This is a genomic window from Kitasatospora sp. NPDC059795, from assembly GCF_042732175.1.
GTDB lineage: Bacteria > Actinomycetota > Actinomycetes > Streptomycetales > Streptomycetaceae > Kitasatospora.
On the sequence record NZ_JBHWID010000001.1, the window covers coordinates 404,136 to 421,402 of the forward strand.

The 17,267-nt window shown below is 73.6% G+C and carries 14 protein-coding genes; 12 read left to right on the plus strand and 2 right to left on the minus strand.

The features are described 5' to 3' along the window. Nucleotides 1–64 precede the first annotated feature (64 nt). Entirely contained in the window at nt 65–2,449 is a 2,385-nt protein-coding gene (locus tag ACFV4P_RS01915) for a glycoside hydrolase family 3 N-terminal domain-containing protein (RefSeq protein WP_380466244.1), read from the plus strand. A gap of 25 nt (nt 2,450–2,474) precedes the next feature. Then, nucleotides 2,475–3,083, plus strand: coding sequence for a hypothetical protein (locus ACFV4P_RS01920; protein ID WP_380466246.1), 609 nt, complete (start codon nt 2,475–2,477; stop codon nt 3,081–3,083). A 9-nt stretch (nt 3,084–3,092) separates the two neighbouring features. Here the strand turns inward: ACFV4P_RS01920 and ACFV4P_RS01925 are convergent, their stop codons facing one another. Together ACFV4P_RS01925 and ACFV4P_RS01930 are read right to left on the minus strand one after the other, a co-directional pair. After that, nucleotides 3,093–3,743 carry a response regulator gene (locus ACFV4P_RS01925; protein WP_380466248.1) on the minus strand — a complete coding sequence of 217 codons (651 nt, stop codon included), beginning with the start codon at nt 3,741–3,743 and terminating at the stop codon, nt 3,093–3,095. Beyond that, on the minus strand, nt 3,740–4,795 hold the full coding sequence (locus ACFV4P_RS01930) for a sensor histidine kinase (RefSeq protein ID WP_380466250.1): 1,056 nt from the start codon (nt 4,793–4,795) through the stop codon (nt 3,740–3,742). The genes ACFV4P_RS01925 and ACFV4P_RS01930 overlap by 4 nt, the downstream gene beginning before the upstream one ends. 644 nt (nt 4,796–5,439) lie before the next feature. Here ACFV4P_RS01930 and ACFV4P_RS01935 point away from each other — a divergent pair. The 10 genes from ACFV4P_RS01935 (at nt 5,440) to ACFV4P_RS01980 (ending at nt 17,186) form a co-directional block, all read left to right on the plus strand. Further along, complete coding sequence (locus ACFV4P_RS01935; protein WP_073809859.1) at nt 5,440–5,805, plus strand: DUF1508 domain-containing protein; 366 nt, start codon at nt 5,440–5,442, stop codon at nt 5,803–5,805. Nucleotides 5,806–5,879: 74 nt separating this feature from the next. Further along, nucleotides 5,880–6,236, plus strand: coding sequence for a hypothetical protein (locus ACFV4P_RS01940; protein WP_380466252.1), 357 nt, complete (start codon nt 5,880–5,882; stop codon nt 6,234–6,236). Nucleotides 6,237–6,591: 355 nt separating this feature from the next. Continuing rightward, nucleotides 6,592–7,614 carry a PstS family phosphate ABC transporter substrate-binding protein gene (locus ACFV4P_RS01945; protein WP_380466254.1) on the plus strand — a complete coding sequence of 341 codons (1,023 nt, stop codon included), beginning with the start codon at nt 6,592–6,594 and terminating at the stop codon, nt 7,612–7,614. A 233-nt stretch (nt 7,615–7,847) separates the two neighbouring features. Continuing rightward, nucleotides 7,848–8,432, plus strand: a complete 585-nt coding sequence (locus ACFV4P_RS01950) for a hypothetical protein (RefSeq protein WP_380466256.1) — start codon at nt 7,848–7,850, stop codon at nt 8,430–8,432. Between the two features lie 299 nt (nt 8,433–8,731). Then, a complete protein-coding gene (locus ACFV4P_RS01955) occupies nt 8,732–11,227 on the plus strand; it encodes a hypothetical protein (protein WP_380466258.1) in 2,496 nt (831 codons plus the stop codon). Nucleotides 11,228–11,314: 87 nt separating this feature from the next. Further along, complete coding sequence (pstC, locus tag ACFV4P_RS01960) at nt 11,315–12,325, plus strand: phosphate ABC transporter permease subunit PstC (RefSeq protein WP_380466260.1); 1,011 nt, start codon at nt 11,315–11,317, stop codon at nt 12,323–12,325. Nucleotides 12,326–12,339: 14 nt separating this feature from the next. After that, nucleotides 12,340–13,569 carry a phosphate ABC transporter permease PstA gene (gene pstA, locus ACFV4P_RS01965; RefSeq protein ID WP_380466262.1) on the plus strand — a complete coding sequence of 410 codons (1,230 nt, stop codon included), beginning with the start codon at nt 12,340–12,342 and terminating at the stop codon, nt 13,567–13,569. A gap of 41 nt (nt 13,570–13,610) precedes the next feature. Continuing rightward, nucleotides 13,611–15,299 carry a substrate-binding domain-containing protein gene (locus tag ACFV4P_RS01970; RefSeq protein ID WP_380466263.1) on the plus strand — a complete coding sequence of 563 codons (1,689 nt, stop codon included), beginning with the start codon at nt 13,611–13,613 and terminating at the stop codon, nt 15,297–15,299. A gap of 11 nt (nt 15,300–15,310) precedes the next feature. Then, on the plus strand, nt 15,311–16,192 hold the full coding sequence (locus ACFV4P_RS01975) for a sortase (RefSeq protein ID WP_380466265.1): 882 nt from the start codon (nt 15,311–15,313) through the stop codon (nt 16,190–16,192). 37 nt (nt 16,193–16,229) lie between these two features. Next, on the plus strand, nt 16,230–17,186 hold the full coding sequence (locus tag ACFV4P_RS01980) for a phosphate ABC transporter ATP-binding protein (RefSeq protein WP_380466267.1): 957 nt from the start codon (nt 16,230–16,232) through the stop codon (nt 17,184–17,186). The last annotated feature ends 81 nt before the right edge of the window (nt 17,187–17,267 follow it).

Below are 17,267 nucleotides of genomic sequence, written 5' to 3' on the forward strand. Positions count from 1 at the left end.
GGGCCCTCCGGAGCCACCCGCGAGAGCGTCAACCACCCAGCAGCGGAAGGACACCAGACGTCCGATGACGACCCAGCCCGCACCGGCCGCCACCGATCCGCACCCGGCCGACCCCTGGCGCGACCCCGCGCAGGATCCGCACCTGAGGGTCGAGGACCTGATCGCCCGGATGACCCTGGAGGAGAAGACCGCCCAGCTGTACGGCGTCTGGGTCGGCGCCGACGCGAGCGGCGACGGCGTCGCCCCGCACCAGAACGAGATGTGCGACCCGGTCGACCTGAAAGCGCTTTCCGTCCACGGTCTCGGCCAGCTCACCCGCTCCTTCGGCACCGCCCCCGTCGACCCCGCCGTCGGCGCGCTCGCCCTCGCCCGCGCCCAGCAGCAGCTCACCGCCGCCGGACGGTTCGGCATCCCCGCCGTCGCCCACGAGGAGTGCCTGGCCGGCTTCACCACCTGGGGCGCCACCGCCTACCCCGTGCCGCTCGCCTGGGGCGCCACCTTCGCCCCCGAACTGATCGCCGACATGGCCCGGGCGATCGGCCGCGACCTGCGCTCGATGGGCATCCACCAGGGCCTCGCCCCCGTCCTCGACGTCGCCCGCGACCTGCGCTGGGGACGCGTCGAGGAGACCATCGGCGAAGACCCCTACCTGGTCTCCACCATCGGCACCGCCTACGTCCGCGGACTGCGCTCCGCCGGCGTGGTCGCCACCCTCAAACACTTCGTCGGCTACTCCGCCTCCGCCGGCGCCCGCAACCTCGCCCCCGTCCGGGCCGGAGCCCGCGAACTCGGCGACGTCCTGCTGCCGCCGTTCGAGATGGCCGTGCACGAAGGCGGCGCCGACTCCGTCATGCACTCCTACGCCGAGATCGACGGCCTGCCGGTCGCCGCCGACCCCGCCCTGCTCACCGAACTGCTGCGCGACACCTGGCAGTTCACCGGCACCGTGGTCGCCGACTACTTCGGCATCGGCTTCCTGGAGACCCTGCACCGGGTCGCCGCCGACCGCGCCGACTCCGCCCGCCTCGCCCTCACCGCCGGCGTGGACGTCGAACTCCCCACCGTCCGCGCCTACGGCGACCGCCTCGTCGAAGCCGTCCGCGACGGCCGCATCCCCGAACGGCTGGTCGACCGCGCGCTGCGCCGCGTCCTGCTGCAGAAGTGCCGGCTCGGCCTGCTCGACCCCGGCTGGAGCCCGCTGCCGCCCGCGCTGCCCGCCGACTGCGGCCCCGACACCGCACCCGACGACGTCCGCGGCAGCATCGACCTCGACCCGCCCGCCAACCGCGCCCTCGCCCGCCGGATCGCCGAACAGTCCGTCGTGCTGCTCGCCAACCCCGCCGGCACGCTGCCGATCGCCCCCGGCGCCCGGCGGATCGCCGTGGTCGGGCCGCGCGCCCACGACCCGTTCGCGATGCTCGGCTGCTACTCCTTCCCGAGCCACGTCGGCACCCACCACCCCGACGTCCCGCTCGGCCTCGCCATCCCCACCGTCCTCGACGCACTGCGCGATCAACTCCCCGACGCGGAGATCGAGTTCGCCGCCGGATGCGAGGTGGACGGCGACGATCGGGCCGGGTTCGACGAGGCCGTGCGGGCCGCCGCCGGTGCCGAACTGTGCATCGCCGTCCTCGGCGACCGCGCCGGGCTGTTCGGACGCGGCACCTCCGGCGAGGGCTGCGACGCCCCCGACCTCCGACTCCCCGGCGTCCAGGGCGAACTGATCGACGCGCTGCTCGCCACCGGCACCCCCGTGGTGCTGGTCCTGCTCACCGGCCGCCCGTACGCGCTCGGCCGCTGGGACGGGCGCTGCGCCGCCGCCGTGCAGGCGTTCTTCCCCGGCGAGGAGGGCGGGCCGGCCCTCGCCGCCGTCCTGGCCGGCGCGGCCGACCCGTCCGGACGGCTGCCCGTCAGCATCCCGCGCGACCCCGGCGGCCAGCCCTGGACGTACCTGCAGCCGCCGCTCGGCCTCGCCAACGGGGTCAGCAACCTCGACCCGACACCGCTGCACCCGTTCGGCCACGGCCTGTCCTACACCGCCTTCGAGTGGACGCCAGGACCCGACCCGAGGCACCGACTCCCCACCGACGGTGGCACGGAGGTGGAGGTGACGGTCCGCAACAGCGGCGGGCGCTTCGGCATCGAGACCGTCCAGCTGTACCTGCACGACCCCGTCGCCCGCACCACCCGGCCCGACGCCCGGCTGATCGGCTACGCCCGCGTCCCGCTCGCCCCCGGCGAGAGCCGTCGGGTCCGTTTCCGCTTCCACGCCGACCTGGCCTCGTTCACCGGCCCCGACGGGCGGCGGATCGTCGAGCCCGGCGAGCTGCGGCTGCGACTCGCCGCGTCCAGCGCGGACGTGCGCCACACCGTGGCGCTCGAACTCACCGGCCCCGAACGGGAACTGGACCACCGCAGGCGGATGAGCTGCCCCGTTGCCGTCGAATGAGCGACGGGCGGGCACACTGGACCCCATGAGTACCGTCACCCACGCCGACACCGAGCGGCCGACCCCCGACGCCCCGACCGACCGGCGGTCCGAGCTGCTCGACAGCCTCAACGAGGCCGTCCGGCAGCCCGAACTCCTCGGCGGCACCGCGGCCGTGGTCGAGCTGCTGAACGCGCTGGCCGCCACCGAACCGGACGATGCGCGCGGCACGGCGTGGATCCCCGACACCACCACCCGCACCGTCTCGGCCCTGCTGCGCGACAGCTTCGCCGAGGCGGACCCGCCGCTGGTCGCCTCCCAGTACGGCGAGGACGCCCACCGGCGGGGCTGGCTGCGGCTGGACCGGGCGCTGGGCGAGGAGGAACTGCGGGAACTGCTCGACCGGGTCCTCGACTGGGCCGAGGACAAGCGCCGACTCGCGGACGTGCTGGGCGAGTTCGGGCCGCCGTCGGTGGTGTACGGCGACCCGGCGCCGGACGCCCCGAAGACCCTCTGCTACACGGGCGAGGAGCGCGACGCGCCCATCGGCGCGTTCCACTTCGGGGCGGGCGGCGTGCTCTACGCGGTGCGGATCGGCGAGAACCTGCTCGGCGACTGGGCGCTCACCCCGGCCGGCCGAAAGCTGTTCCACTGACCGCACCGGTCAGGTGAGCTGGCGGCCGTGCGCCAGCGACCAGGCGGCGACGCCGACGCGGTTGCGGGCGCCCAGCTTGCGCTGGATGTTCGCCAGGTGGTTCTTGACGGTGCCGGGGGAGAGGAACAGCTCGGCGGCGATCTCCGCGTTGGTGGCGCCGTCCGCGACCAGCACGGCGATCTGCCGCTCGCGCGGGCTGAGCGACTCGCGAGGGGCCTGCTGGGACGGCACCGGCGGGGCGAAGTGCCGCAGCAGGCGGATCGTCAACTGCGGGCTGATCAGGGTGTCGCCGGCCATCGCCGCCCGGACCGCCTCGGCGAGCAGGGCCGGGCCGGAGCGCTTGAGGAGGAACCCGGTGGCGCCGTTGCTGAGCGCCGTGTGGACGTACTCGTCGAGGTCGAAGGTGGTCACCACGACCACCCGGATCGGGTCGGCGACGTCCGGTCCGGCCAGCTGCCGGGTCAGGTCGAGGCCGTCCAGGTGCGGCATGCGGATGTCCGCGAGGACGACGTCCGGCCGTATCCGGCGGGCGAGTTGGAGCGCGGTGCGGCCGTCGGGGGCGTCGGCGACGACCTGCATGTCCGGCTGGGCGTCGAGGATGATCCGGTACGCGCTGCGGATGTCCTCGTGGTCGTCGGCGAGCAGGATCCGGATGGTCACGGGGTCTCCGAGGTCGGGGTGGGGGTGGGGGTGGGGGTGCGGGGGAAGGTGGCGGTGAGCTGCCAGCCGTCCGGGACGGGCCCGGCGTGGAAGGCACCGCCGAGGGCCTCGACCCGGGCGGCGAGACCGGCCAGGCCGTGACCGCCACGCGGCCTGGTCCGGCGGGTGGCGGGCGGGCCGTCGTTGTGCACGATCAGCCGCAATTCGTCGGCCCGGTGGGCGAGTTCGATCCGGACGGCGCGCGCGGTGGGGGCGTGGCGGCGGACGTTGGTGAGCGCCTCGACGGCGATCCGGTGGACGGTCGCGGCACACTCGCGTCCCACCGGGCCCGGGGCGAGCGCGAGTTGGACGGCCGGACCGCCGGTGGCGGTGAACCGTCGGGCCAGCTCGGGGAGTTCGGCGAGGCTGTCGTGCGGGGCGCGGGCGGCCTGCCGATCGGGGGTGCGCAGCAGGTCGACGGTCCGGTCGAGGGAGGAGAGAGCCTGCTGCCCGGCCTGCTCGATCCGGCCGAACAGCTCGGCCGCCCGCTCCGGCGACCGGTCGGCCAACACGCCTCCGGCCTGCGCCAGGGCGACCATGCCGCTGACGTCGTGGGCGACGAAGTCGTGCAGGTCGTGGGCGAGTTCGAGCCGCTGGGCGTGCCGGGCGGCGGCCACGGCGAGCTCGCGTTGACGGTCGAGCGCGCGCAGGTACCCACCGACGGCGCAGGCGACGGCAACGGCGACGGCACCGAAGCCGAGCAGCGGCGGCTCGAACCCGACGAACCGCATCGGCCACCCCAGCACGGCCGGCGCCGGCCACGCCACCGCCCACCCCCGGCCGTTCCGGGCCGCGAGGGCCACCAGGCCCAGCAGCACGCCGAGTTCGACCACCCCGGCCAGCCCCACCACCGGCGCCCCGCCCCGGTACGGCCCGGCCCACCCGGCGGCGCAGCTGAGCACGATCGACAGCGCAGCGACAGCTCCGGCCCGCCGGGGACGGCACAGCGTCCACCCGACGACGGCGGCGGGGACGAGCAACCCGGCTGCGGCCCAGGCGAGTTCGGTGCTCACGGGGCTGTCCGGAAGCGTGGGTCGGCCGGTTCGGCGGTGGAGCCGAGCACAGGTGGCGACGCGGGTAACCGGGCTGCGGCCCGGGCGAGTTCGGCGTTCATGACGCTGCCTCGGGCGGGCCTGGCGTCGGTCGATTCGGCATGGTGGGGCGCTCACGTGTGCGCGTGGCTGCCCCCAGGTCCCCGTTCATGTGATCACCCTAGGGGCCGTGGGGGCGGCGGCGGGTGTGCCGATCGGCACATCGGGTGTCCGGGGGATGGCCGTTCGACATCTGCGGCCGGGGCAGGGGCGGGCAGCAGAGTCCTGGGCGGGCCGGTGGCTGGCCGAGAAGAGGACGGGCGGCGATGGGGACGATGGCACCGGCACCACGATGGGCCGTGCGGGCGGCGCGGGTGGCGGCCTGGTCGGCGGTGCCGTCGGGCGCGGCGTTGGTGCGGGGATGGGCAACGCATTAACAAGGGAGAACTTCGGGGCGAACAGAGACAGCTCGGGAGGCATTCCGCTTCCGGACATTGTCTGTGCACACATAGCGTTCGCAGCGTGACGATGTGCGTCCGGTTCGTGTCGAAGCCGGATCGTTCGCCATGCGGTGCTGCGGCCGAGGACGGGCCTCGGGCCGGCGGAGATCCGGGGGGTGGCGGGCGGTGCGCGGGGAGGGTCTGTTCACGGAACGGGCGTCGAACGGGCGGTTCCAGTGGCAGCTGAAGGCGCTGAACGGGCGGGTGGTGGCGGTCTCCTCGTCCGTCTACGACTCCGCCGCGGACGCCGAGCGGGCTTTCGCCGAACTCGTCGCCCTGGGGCCGGCGTTGGTGGCGCGGATCACCCATGTGCGGGGCGGGCCGGGCTGGACCTGGGTGGTGCCCGGGGCGCGCGGCAATCCGCTGGTCACGTCGAGTCGGGCGTACGAGCGTTACGCGACGTGCCAGAACGCGTTCCGCCGGTTCGCGGCGCTGCTGGCCCGGATGGCGGAGGCGGCGGTGCCCGGCGGTACGCCCGGGGGCGGACGGTGAGCGGGGACGGGCCGGGGCGGGGGGACGGGCCGCGGCAGAGGGCGGAGTCGGGGCGCGGCCCGCGGCTGGTGCCGGTGCGCGGCGCGGACGGCCGGGCGGGATGGTCGCTGGTCGCCGCGAACGGGCGGCGGCTGGCCGCGGCCGTCCGCGGCTACCGGACGGACCGCGAACTGGCCTCCGGGGTCGCCGAGTTGCTTGCCGAGCGGGCCGCCCTGCGGTTCGTGCTGAGCCAGCGCGAGGACCGGCAGTGGACGTGGACCGCGTACCTGCCGGCCCGGTCCACCCGGGCGGGTGCGGGCGGCGGCGAGCCGGTGGCCCGCAGCGCCCGCGGCTATCTGCGGCGCGACCAGTGCCGGCAGAGCGTCACCGGCTTCCTGCAGGGCGTCGAGCACGTCCAGCGGATGCGCCGAACGGCCGGGAACCCCTGGTGAGTCGGGCTCGTCGAGAGGTGCGGGACCGTCGCCCGAGGGGTTCGTGCACGTCCGGCCGGGGTCGGTGGTGCTGGGGTGAAGCGGAGATGGCCGAGGTACCCCCGTGGGCACACCTGGAGAAGAACGTGTCCATGCCGGGGAGGTCCGGTGAAGGACCGCCAATCGTCGCCCCCACCAGCGGAGTTGATGCGGAAGCCGGAGCGCGGCCGACGGGGCGGGCCGCCCGGGAGAGGCTTCCGGGCGGCGGTGCGGGACGACGAGGATCACTCCCGCCGGGAAGCCGCGGAGCTCTCCGGCACCGGACCCCGCCAGGTCCGGTCCAGCGAGGCACGATCCCCCTCGGAGGAAGAGGACCATGCGTCACACCGCTGCCAAGGCGCTCGCGGCCGTTGCCATCACGGCCGCCCTGACCACCGTCGCCGCCGTTCCGGCCAGCGCCGACCCGACCGTGACCCCCGCCGCGAAGGACATCGTGGGCGTGGGCTCGGACACCACGCAGGCGCTGTTCACCAAGTTCTCGGCCGACTACAACGCGACGATCCCGGCCACCGACACCACCACGCCGCGCCTGTACAGCTGGGACGCCACCGGCACCAGCCCGATCACCCCGAAGACCGGTGGCGCCACGATCGCCCGCCCGAACGGCTCCGGCGCCGGCATCAGCGCGCTTGCCGCCAACACCAACGCCACCCTGGACTTCGCCCGTTCCTCCCGCGCCGCCCAGGCCACCGACCCGTCCACCCTGGACTTCATCGCCTTCGCGAAGGACGCGGTCACCTGGTCCGCCACGGTCAACGGCCACGCCCCGGCCAACCTGACCACCGCGAACCTGGTCGACATCTACACCTGTGCCAAGACCGACTGGTCGCAGTTCGGCGGCACCGCCGGCACCATCAAGGCGTACCTGCCGCAGAGCGGCTCCGGCACCCGCTCGTTCTTCCTTCAGGCCCTCGGCAACATCACCCCGGGCAACTGTGTCGTCAGCGGCCCCGAGGAGAACGAGGGCACCGACTCCGCGTTCACGGGCAACCTCGACGCGATCTTCCCGTACTCGGTCGGCCACTACGTGGGCCAGCTGAACGGCCACACCACCGCCACCGACGCCCCCGGCCAGCTGACCCTGCGCAACATCAACGGCGTCACGCCGCTGACCGCCACCAACACCCTGAACCCGGCGTTCGCCGGCGGCAGCTACGGCCGCGTGCTGTTCAACGTGGTCCGCGACGCCGACTACACCGCCACCACCACCCAGGGCACCGCGCTGCGCGCCATCTTCAGCAACGGCGGCTGGATCTGCTCCACCGCCGGTCGCAACGACATCGCCAGCTACGGCTTCCTGAACCTGCCGGCCACCGGCTGCGGCGTCATCATCCACTGACACCCCGCCACCCCGGCACCACCTGCCACCCCCGCCGCCCGTCCCGCAGCCACGCGGGACGGGCGGCGGCCCCGTAACGGCCGACCCGCCGTGCACGACGCACCCTGCACCCCGCCTCGCGAGCACCCCGCCTCGCGAGCACCCCGCCTCGCGAGCAAGCCGCACCGCGAGCAAGCCGCACCGCGAGCAAGCCGCACCGCGAAGAACCCCGCACCCAGTTTGAAGGAGCCACGATGTCCCGCACGTACGCCCGGATCGCCGCCGCCGCCGCCGGCCTCGCCCTCGTCGCCAGCGTCGCCTCGGCGACCACCGCCTCGGCCGCGCCGGCCGCCGGCAACGCGGTGATCCACGAGAGCAACGCGTTCTTCCAGCAGGCCGCCCAGGCCGGCATCGTGGCCGTCCCGCTGCCCACCGCGACCGCCGGCTACGACCCGAGCACCGGCCTGTCGGCGAGCTTCCCCGTCACCGGCGGATCCGGCAACATCGCCGAGTTCTGGGGCAGCGTCCAGTTCGGCGGCGGCCTGCTGTTCGTCGACGCCCGCACCGGCAGTGCCGTCGCCTTCCGCCAGCTGTCGTTCTCCTCGGACAGCTACCAGGTCACCGGCGTCCCGGACGGCTCCACCACCCCCGTCGCGCTGTTCGCCCCGGCCGGCGAGACCGTGGTCACCCGCACCGGCGCCACCCAGAACCTGAACGCCGCCTCGCTGACGCTCGACCCGGCCGGCGCGCAGTTCCTCGACAGCAAGCTGCGCACCTCGTTCTTCACCGCGGGCCAGAGCGTCGGCACCTTCACCGTGTCCTACACCCCGGCTTCCTGACGAGCCGTCACAGCAGCACCGTGCGCCACACCCGCACCGCCCGACCCGTCCGGTCGGGCGGTGCGCGCGTTTTCGGACGCTGACGACACGTCAGTTCCCTTGATTCGAGCACTAATTGGGGCCTCGTACATCTGGTGGACAGCACCCGGACAGACGTCACTGGCCGAATATCGTCGGAGGCGTCGAACGCCGTCGCTCCGCTCCCTGTCATCCGTGCGTGCCTGCTCCGGTGCGCCGTCGCCGGAGGTGCTTCGCCGATGAGAGTCCGCCCGTCAGGGCCCAGAACCCGATCACGACCGTTGCAGGCCTGGCTGGCGGCCGTCCTGACGTGGGCGCTCGGTGCGGCCGCCGTGCTGCTGCCGCTCGGCGGGACGGGCGTCCAGCCCGCGCAGGCCGCCGCCGGCACCACCGTGCCCGGGCCCGCCCGCTGGGACCCGCTGACCTGGACCACCGGCCCCGCCGGATCCGTCACCGTCACACCGACCGGCGGCCTCGGCAACCAGGTGCTGCACGTCACCTGGAGCGGGTTCACGCCGACCGTGGACGCCGACTTCCAGCCCGTCCCCGTGGTGCTCAACCCGCACGGGAACTCCGGCTTCGACAAGGTCGCCCGCTACCCGGTGCGGATCTACCAGTGCCGCGGCGAGAAGCCGCAGATCACCGACTGCTACGGCTCCAGCCTGTACAACGCCGACCCGGCCAAGGGCTTCCTGCAGCCGTTCCCCGCGCCCGGCACCACCACGCCCGAGTTCCCGTCGAACATGGCGATCGCCGCGACCCGCCCCGACGGGAGCGGCGAGGCCGACATCGAGGTGTGGACCGCGCAGCAGAGCCAGACCCTCGGCTGCGACCCCGCCCACAAGTGCTCGCTGGTGATCGAGGCGAACTACGGCGGCGACTCCGTCGGCGCCTACCAGTGGCCGGCCGGCGAGATCAACTGCGACGACCACTCCGGCGACTCCGACGGCCTGTTCAACACCGCCAGCGACAACGTCGTCGCGGTCGAGAACACCGGCGGCAAGCGCTACGCCAGCGGCGAGGCCTGCGCCTGGGCCAACCACGTCACCGTGCCGCTCAACTTCGGCCCCACCCCGGCGGCCTGCGCCGCCAAGAACGCCGACTTCTCCGCGATCGGCCTGGAGATGGCCGACCGCGCCGTCCAGCAGTGGCGCACCGGCCTGTGCCAGGGCGGCAACGACCCGCTGACCGTGCAGTACACCTCCGGCGGCGGCGAACCGCAGGCCCGCTCGGCGTTCCTGCGCCGCGCCGGCGGCGACATCGCACTCACCTCGGTGCCCGACCGCGACCCGCCGGCCCGCCCGTACACGTACGCGCCGCTCGCCAACAGCGCCGTCTCCGTGGTCTTCCTGGTCGACGACGGCGCCAGCCACCGGCAGATCCGCACCCTGAAACTCAACCAGCGGCTGCTCGCCAAGATGCTGACGCAGAGCTACCGGCTCGACGCCGGCGACGAGACCGACAGCGTCAAGGGCAACCCGGTCTGCCTGTTCGCCGACCCCGAGTTCCTCCAGCTCAACCCCAGCGGCGACAACGGCCCGACCTGGCCCGGCTGCCTGGCCGGCGGCACCTTCGCCGCCACCGCCCCGATCGTCGTCGGCGGCACCACCGACCTGGTCACCCGCCTCACCACCTGGATCGCCGCCGACCCCGACGCCGCCCAGTTCCTCCAGGGCGCCGCCGACCCGTGGGGCATGCACATCGACGCCAAGTACCTGCGCTCCAGCTACCCCGGCTTCCCCGTCGACGCCTTCCAGCCGCAGGACTTCACCGGCCCGCCGAGCCGCCCCAACTGGAAGCAGTACGAGTGGAACCCGGTGCTCGGCGGCCTCGGCCAGGTCCTGCGAATGACCCTTGAGGTCCGGCCGTCCTGCCTGAACCCCGACGAAGTCCAGGGCCAGCACGCCAAGTGCATCAGCCAGGACAACGGCAAGCGCGCCCTGTTCGCCGTCATGGACGCCGGCCAGGCCCAGGCGATGAGCCTGCCCGAAGCCCAACTGCCCAACCCCGCAGGCGGATTCACCACCCCGACGATCGCCTCCATGCAGGCCGCCGCCGCCGACATGCCCGTCGACGCCGCCACCGGCACCCAGCAACTCCCGTACGGCGACGCCGACTCGGCATACGCCAAGGACGCCAAGGCGTACCCGCTGACCATGGTCCAGTACGCCATGCTGCCCACCCAGGGCGTCTCCCCGGACAAGGCCGCCGCCATCGCCCGCTTCGTCCGGACCGTCACCGACCCCGCCAAGGGGCAGATCTACGGCCGTCAGCCCGGCCAACTCGCCGTCGGATTCGGCGGACTGACGACAGGTCAGATCGCGGCGGCGAAGACCGCGGCCGGACACGTCGCCGCCCAGGACAGCGCCCTGCCCGGCAACCAGACCGCACCCGGCAACGGCAGCGGCGACGGCAACGGCGGCAACTCCGGCGGCGGCAGCGGAAACGGCGGCGGTGCCGGCAACCCCGGCGCCGGCGCACTCGGCAACCCCGCCGACGCCCCCGCCGGGGACAACGCCCCCGGCGACAACAGCGCCGGCGGCGGGGCCAAGCCCAGCGGCAGCGCCTCGCCCACCCTCGGCGCCACCGCCGTCGGCCAGGCCGCCGCCGACCGGGCCGGCCTCGCCCGCCTGCTGCTGCCCGTCATCCTCGCCACCGGAGCCGTCCTGCTGGTCGGCGGACCCGCCGCCCTGCTCCTCGGCGGCACCCCCGCCGGCGCCGAACTCCGCCGTCGCACCGGCCGCCTCCGCGACCGCCTGCTGCGCCGCAACGGCTGACCGCACCCGCCGGGCGGGCGCCCCTGCGCGCCCGCCCGGCCACCCTCGACCACCCCAGGAACCCTCACCGCGCGGAGAGTTGACACCATGACCGCCGCCGTCCAGCCGACGGAAACCCGCGTCCCACCACCCGAAGCCGACCGGCCCCGACCGATCAGCGCCCCCGCCTCGCCCGCCGACCGGGCCTTCCGCGGCCTGCTGCGCGCCGCCGGCCTGTCCGTGTTCGCGCTGATGGGCCTGATCGCGTTCTTCCTGCTGCTGCGCGGCACCGAGGCGTTCGACGCCGTCGGCTGGTCCTTCCTCACCGAGCAGCGCTGGCGCACCGCCGCACACTCCTTCGGCATCGCCGCGGTGCTGCCCGACGGCATCCTGATCGCCGTCATCGCGCTGTGCATCGCGGTGCCGGTCGCGCTCACCGCCGCGCTGTTCATCTCCGAGTACGCGCCCGTCCGGCTGCGGCCCACGCTGATCTCGCTGGTCGACCTGATGGCCGCGATCCCCAGCATCGTCTACGGCCTGTGGGGCCTGTTCTTCCTGCAGCCGCGGATCGTCGGCTTCTGCCGCTGGCTGGCCGTCCACGTCGGCGGCGCGCTGCCCTTCCTGGAGGTCCGCACCGGCGACATCGCCACCTCCTACACCTCGTCCACGTTCATCGCCGGCACCGTGGTCTCCCTGATGATCATCCCGATCATCACCTCGCTCAGCCGCGAGGTGTTCTCGCAGGCCCCCGCCGGCGAACGCGAGGGCGCGTACGCGCTCGGCTCCACCCGCTGGGGCATGGTCCGCACCGTCGTGCTGCCGTTCGGACGCGGCGGCGTGATCGGCGCCGTGATGCTCGGCTTCGGCCGCGCGATGGGCGAGACCATCGCCGTCGCACTGATCATCTCGCCGGTGTTCCGGCTCTCCTGGCACGTCCTGGAGAACGGCGGCAACTCGATCTCCTCGCTGATCGCGCTGCGCTTCAGCGAGTCCGACAGCCTCTCGCTGTCCGCACTGATGGCCGCCGGACTGGTGCTGTTCGCCATCACCCTGCTGGTCAACGTGGCCGCCGGGTTCATCATCAGCCGGTCCCGGTCCGGCGCCTCGACCTCGGACTGACCGGAGGCCACGCAATGTCAACCACTCATCCCGGCAACGCCGTTGAGGCACTTCCCGCCCCTGACGCACTCCCCGCCCCTGACGCACTCCCCGCCCCTGACGCACTCCCCGAGCAGCAGCGGATCCGACTCGGCGGCGTCACCCGCGAGGAGGTCCTCACCCTGGCCGGCGCCGCCGGCGGCTCGCTCGCCCTGGACTGGCTGCTGTACGAACGCATCCTGCCGTTCAGCGGCGCGTTCGGCTTCCTGCTCTGCTGGTACCTGCTGTTCCTCGCCCTCTACGCCGTCGCCGGACGCCTCCAGTGGGACGCCCTGACCGTCCGCGAACGCCTGGCCACCGCGCTCGCCTGGAGCTCCGGCCTGCTGGTGCTCGCCGTCATCGGCGACCAGATCGGCTACGTCCTCTACCGCGGCCTGGACGCCGCCCGGCACCTCAACTTCTTCACCGAGTCCATGCGCAGCACCGCCGCACTCGACCCGATCACCTCCGGCGGCTGCCTGCACGCCGTCGTCGGCTCGCTCGAACAGCTCGGCATGGCCACCCTGTTCTCCGTGCCGCTCGGCATCCTCACCGCGGTCTTCCTGGTCGAATCCGGCAGCACCCGGCGCGGCGCACGCCTGGTCAAGCCCGTCCGGGTGCTGGTCGAGGCGATGACCGCACTGCCGTCGATCGTCGCCGGGCTGTTCGTCCTCGGCGTCGTCATCCTCACCCTCGGCGTCGAGAAGAGCGGCTTCGCGGCCTCCCTCGCGCTCACCGTCATGATGATGCCCATCGTCACCCGCGCCGCCGAGGTCGTCGTCCGGCTCGTCCCCGGCACCCTCAAGGAGGCGTCCTACGCGCTCGGCGCCAGCCAGTGGCGCACCGTCTGGCACGTCGTCCTGCCCACCGCCCGACCCGGCCTCACCACCGCCGTCGTGCTCGGCATGGCCCGCGGCGTCGGCGAGACCTCCCCGGTGCTGCTCACCGCAGGCTTCACCACCCGGCTCAACCTGGACGCCTTCCACGACAACCAGGCCAGCCTGCCGCTGTTCATCTGGAACTACGTCAAGCAGCCCTACCCCGACATGGTGGCCCGGGCCTTCGCCGGCGGCCTCACCCTGATGGCCGTGGTGCTGATCCTGTTCGTCACCGCCCGCGTCCTCGGCCGCCACCGCACCCCGACCGAACGCCGCACCCGCCGCCCGCTGCGCGCTGCTGCTGCCACTGCTTCCGCTGCCAACCAGGCTGCGCAGGTGGCGAACTGATGCCTCGTCAACTCTTCGGTACGAGAAGGAAGATCCGCCCCGTGCGACTCCGTCACCTGACGTCGGCGCTGCTCGCCGCCGCCCTCGCCCTGCCCGCCGCGCTGCTCGGCGCCTCACCCGCGTACGCGGCCACCTCGCTGAAGGCGGACGGCTCCAGCTGGGCCGGGCCGGCCATCGACCAGTGGCGGCGCGACGTCCAACCCATGGGCATCGAGATCGACTTCACCGCGAGCGGCTCGGCCGCCGGCCGCGTCCAGTGGTCGATCGGCCAGGACGACTTCACCGCCTCCGACGTGCCGTTCCGCTCCAAGGCCGACACCGGCGTCGGAGGCGGCGGGGCCAGCAACGGCCAGGGCCAGCCGGAGAACCCGGTGTACGGCTACTCGTACGTGCCGATCACCGCCGGCGGCACCGCGCTGATGTACCACCTGGAGGTGGGCGGCAAGAAGGTCACCGACCTGCGGCTGTCCCCGGACACCGTGGTCGGCATCTTCACCAACAAGATCACCTCCTGGGACGACCCGAAGATCACCGCCGACTACGGCCGGGCCCTGCCCAAGATCCCGATCACGCCGGTGGTGCGCTCCGACGGCTCCGGCGCCAGCGCCCAGTTCACCCGCTGGATGGAGCACACCCACAAGAGCGAGTGGGACGCCTACTGCCAACAGGTCAACGGCGTCAGCTGCGGCGACTACACCGAGTTCTACCCGGCGGCCGGCCGGATGACCGCGCAGAACGGCTCCGACGTGGTGGCCAGCTACATCCAGTCGCCGACCGGCATCGGCGCGATCGGCTACGACGAGTACGCGTTCGCCAAGCGCAGCGGCTGGCCCGTCGTCAAGGTGCTCAACCCCGCCGGGTACTACACCCTGCCGAGCGCCTCCAACGTCGCCGTCGCGCTGACCGCCGCCAGGATCCGCGGCGTGGACGACAACACCCCCACCTCCGACCCCGACTACCTGCAGCAGAACCTCGACGGCGTCTACAGCAACAACGACCCGCGCTCCTACCCGATCTCCTCCTACAGCTACCTGATCGTGCCGCGGGCCGGCACCCCGTTGCCGGTGACGCCCAAGTTCAACGACCAGAAGGGCAGCGCGCTCAGCCGCTACCTGGCGTACGTGCTGTGCGCCGGACAGCGCGAGGCCGACGACCTCGGCTACTCGCCGATCCCGCGCAACCTGGTGCGCGGCGGACTGCTGCAGACCCAGCACATCCCCGGCAACGCCAGCCCCGTCGACCCCAACACCCTCTCCAACTGCCCCAACCCGACCTTCGACTCCGGCGGCCAGCTGATCGTCCTGAAGAACGCCCCGCAGCCCAGCCCCTGCGACAAGAAGGGCAGCCCGCTGGACTGCACCGTCCAGAACGGGCAGGCCGTGAAGACCGGCAACAGCGGCAACGGCGGTGGCGGCAACGGCGGTTCGGGCGGCAACGGGAACGGCGGCGGGAACGGCGGCGGTGGCGGCAACGGGACGGGCGGCGGCACCGGCGGCGGCAACGGGGGACAGGCCGTCGACCCGCAGACCGGCGAAGTCATCTCCGACTCCGGCAACGGCGGCGGTTCGGGCGGCGGCAACGTCCCCGGCACGGTGGTCGCGCTCGGCGGACGCCCGCAGGACTGGCTGCTGTCCACCCTCACCGCGCTCGAACTGCTCGGCGTGGTCACCGTCCCGCCGCTGCTGGCCGCCTGGTGGCGCCGTCGCAACACCGCGGCGGGTCCCCGATGACAACTCCCTTGATGACCAAGCCCGTTGAGACTCCCGTCGCGACTGCTGCCGCGACTGCCGCCGCCGTGCGCGAGCCCGGGCGGGGGCGACGCCGGCTGCTGGGCGTCGCCTGGTCGGTGACGATCGCCGCCGTGGTGCTGCTCGGCTTCGCCGGCTACCTGTTCGGCCTCTCCGGGCTTCAGGAGGCACGCCACCAGTCCACCGCGTACGCCACGTTGCGCGACCAGCTCGGCAAGGCCACCGCGCCCACCGGGCCGACCACCGACGGCGCGCCGCTCGCCGTGCTGGACATCCCCGCGCTCGGGCTGCACCAGGCCGTGGTGGTCGAGGGCACCAACGGACGCGACCTGATGCGCGGACCCGGGCACCGACGCGACACCGTGCTGCCCGGACAGCCCGGCGTGGCCGTGCTGTTCGGCCGCTCCACCGCGTTCGGCGCGCCCTTCGCCGGCCTCGCCGGACTGCGGCCCGGCGACGGCATCGAGATCACCACCGGCCAGGGCAGCTTCCACTACACCGTCAACGCCTCCGGCGACGGCGACCACCCGATCAAGGACAGCGCGCCCAACCGGCTGGTGCTGGTCACCGGGGACTCCTCCTGGATCCCCACCAGCACCGTGCTGATCGGCGCCCGCCTCGACGGCGACCCGCAGCCGCTCGGCGCCCGCCGCCCCGCCGCCGCACCCACCGACAAGGCCCTGGCCGCCGACAAGGGCGCCCTTTCCGCGCTCCAACTCTGGTCGCTGGCCCTGCTGTTGGTGGTCGTCGCGGCCGGCCTCGCGGCCCGTCACTGGCGGCGCAGCGCGAGCTACCTGTGCTTCGCGCCGGTGCTCGCCGCGCTGTTCTGGGCGGTGTACGAGAACGCCGCCGCGCTGCTGCCCAACATCTACTGACCTGCCTTCCTGACCGCCGGAGAGGATCCGCCCGCCGATGACCGAGACCGCACAACCCCCCTACCCCGCAGCCGAGTTCGGCGACGGAACGACCGACCCGCCGACGATTCCGCTGCCGCCGGTGCCCGCCGGCGGGGTGCCCGGCGGGGTGCCCGGCGGTCCGTCGGACGGGCCGTCGGGCGGTCCGTCCAACGGGCCTTCCCATGGGCCGTCCAACGGGCTGTCCGGGCTGGAGACCCGCGACCTGACCGCCTGGTTCGGGCAGCGCAAGGTGCTGGAACGCGTCTCGCTGCAGATGCGGGCCGGCGAGATCACCGCACTGATCGGGCCGTCCGGCTGCGGCAAGTCCACCTACCTGCGGATCCTCAACCGGATGCACGAGATGGTGCGCGGCGCGGCGCTGGCCGGCGAGGTGCTGCTCGACGGCGAGGACGTGTACGCCACCGGCCGCCGCCCCGCCGAGGTCCGCCGCCGGATCGGCATGGTGTTCCAGCGACCCAACCCGTTCCCCGCGATGTCGCTGTACGACAACGTGATCAGCGGGCTGAAGCTGGCCGGCATCAAGGCGAGCCGCGACGAGCGCGACCACCTGGTCGAGTCCAGCCTGCGCCAGGCCGGCCTGTGGAACGAGGTCAGCAACCGGCTCGGCACGCCCGGCGGCGCGCTCTCCGGCGGCCAGCAGCAGCGCCTGTGCATCGCGCGCTCGCTCGCGGTCTCCCCGGAGATCCTGTTGATGGACGAGCCCTGCTCGGCGCTCGACCCGACCTCCACCCGCCGCATCGAGGAGACCATCGCCGAACTGCGGCACCGCCTGACCATCGTCATCGTCACCCACAACATGCAGCAGGCGCAGCGGGTTTCGCAGTCCTGCGCGTTCTTCCTCGCCTCGCACGACACCCCCGGCCGGATCGTCGAGGCGGGCCCCACCGAGAGCCTGTTCACCTCGCCGGCCGACCCGCGCACCGCGGACTACGTGAACGGCCGCTTCGGCTGACCCGATTCGGCCGGTTCGTCTCGGCCGGCTCGCTTCGGCCGATTCGCGCCGGCGGGCGGGACCGGCCCGGGGTGACGGTGT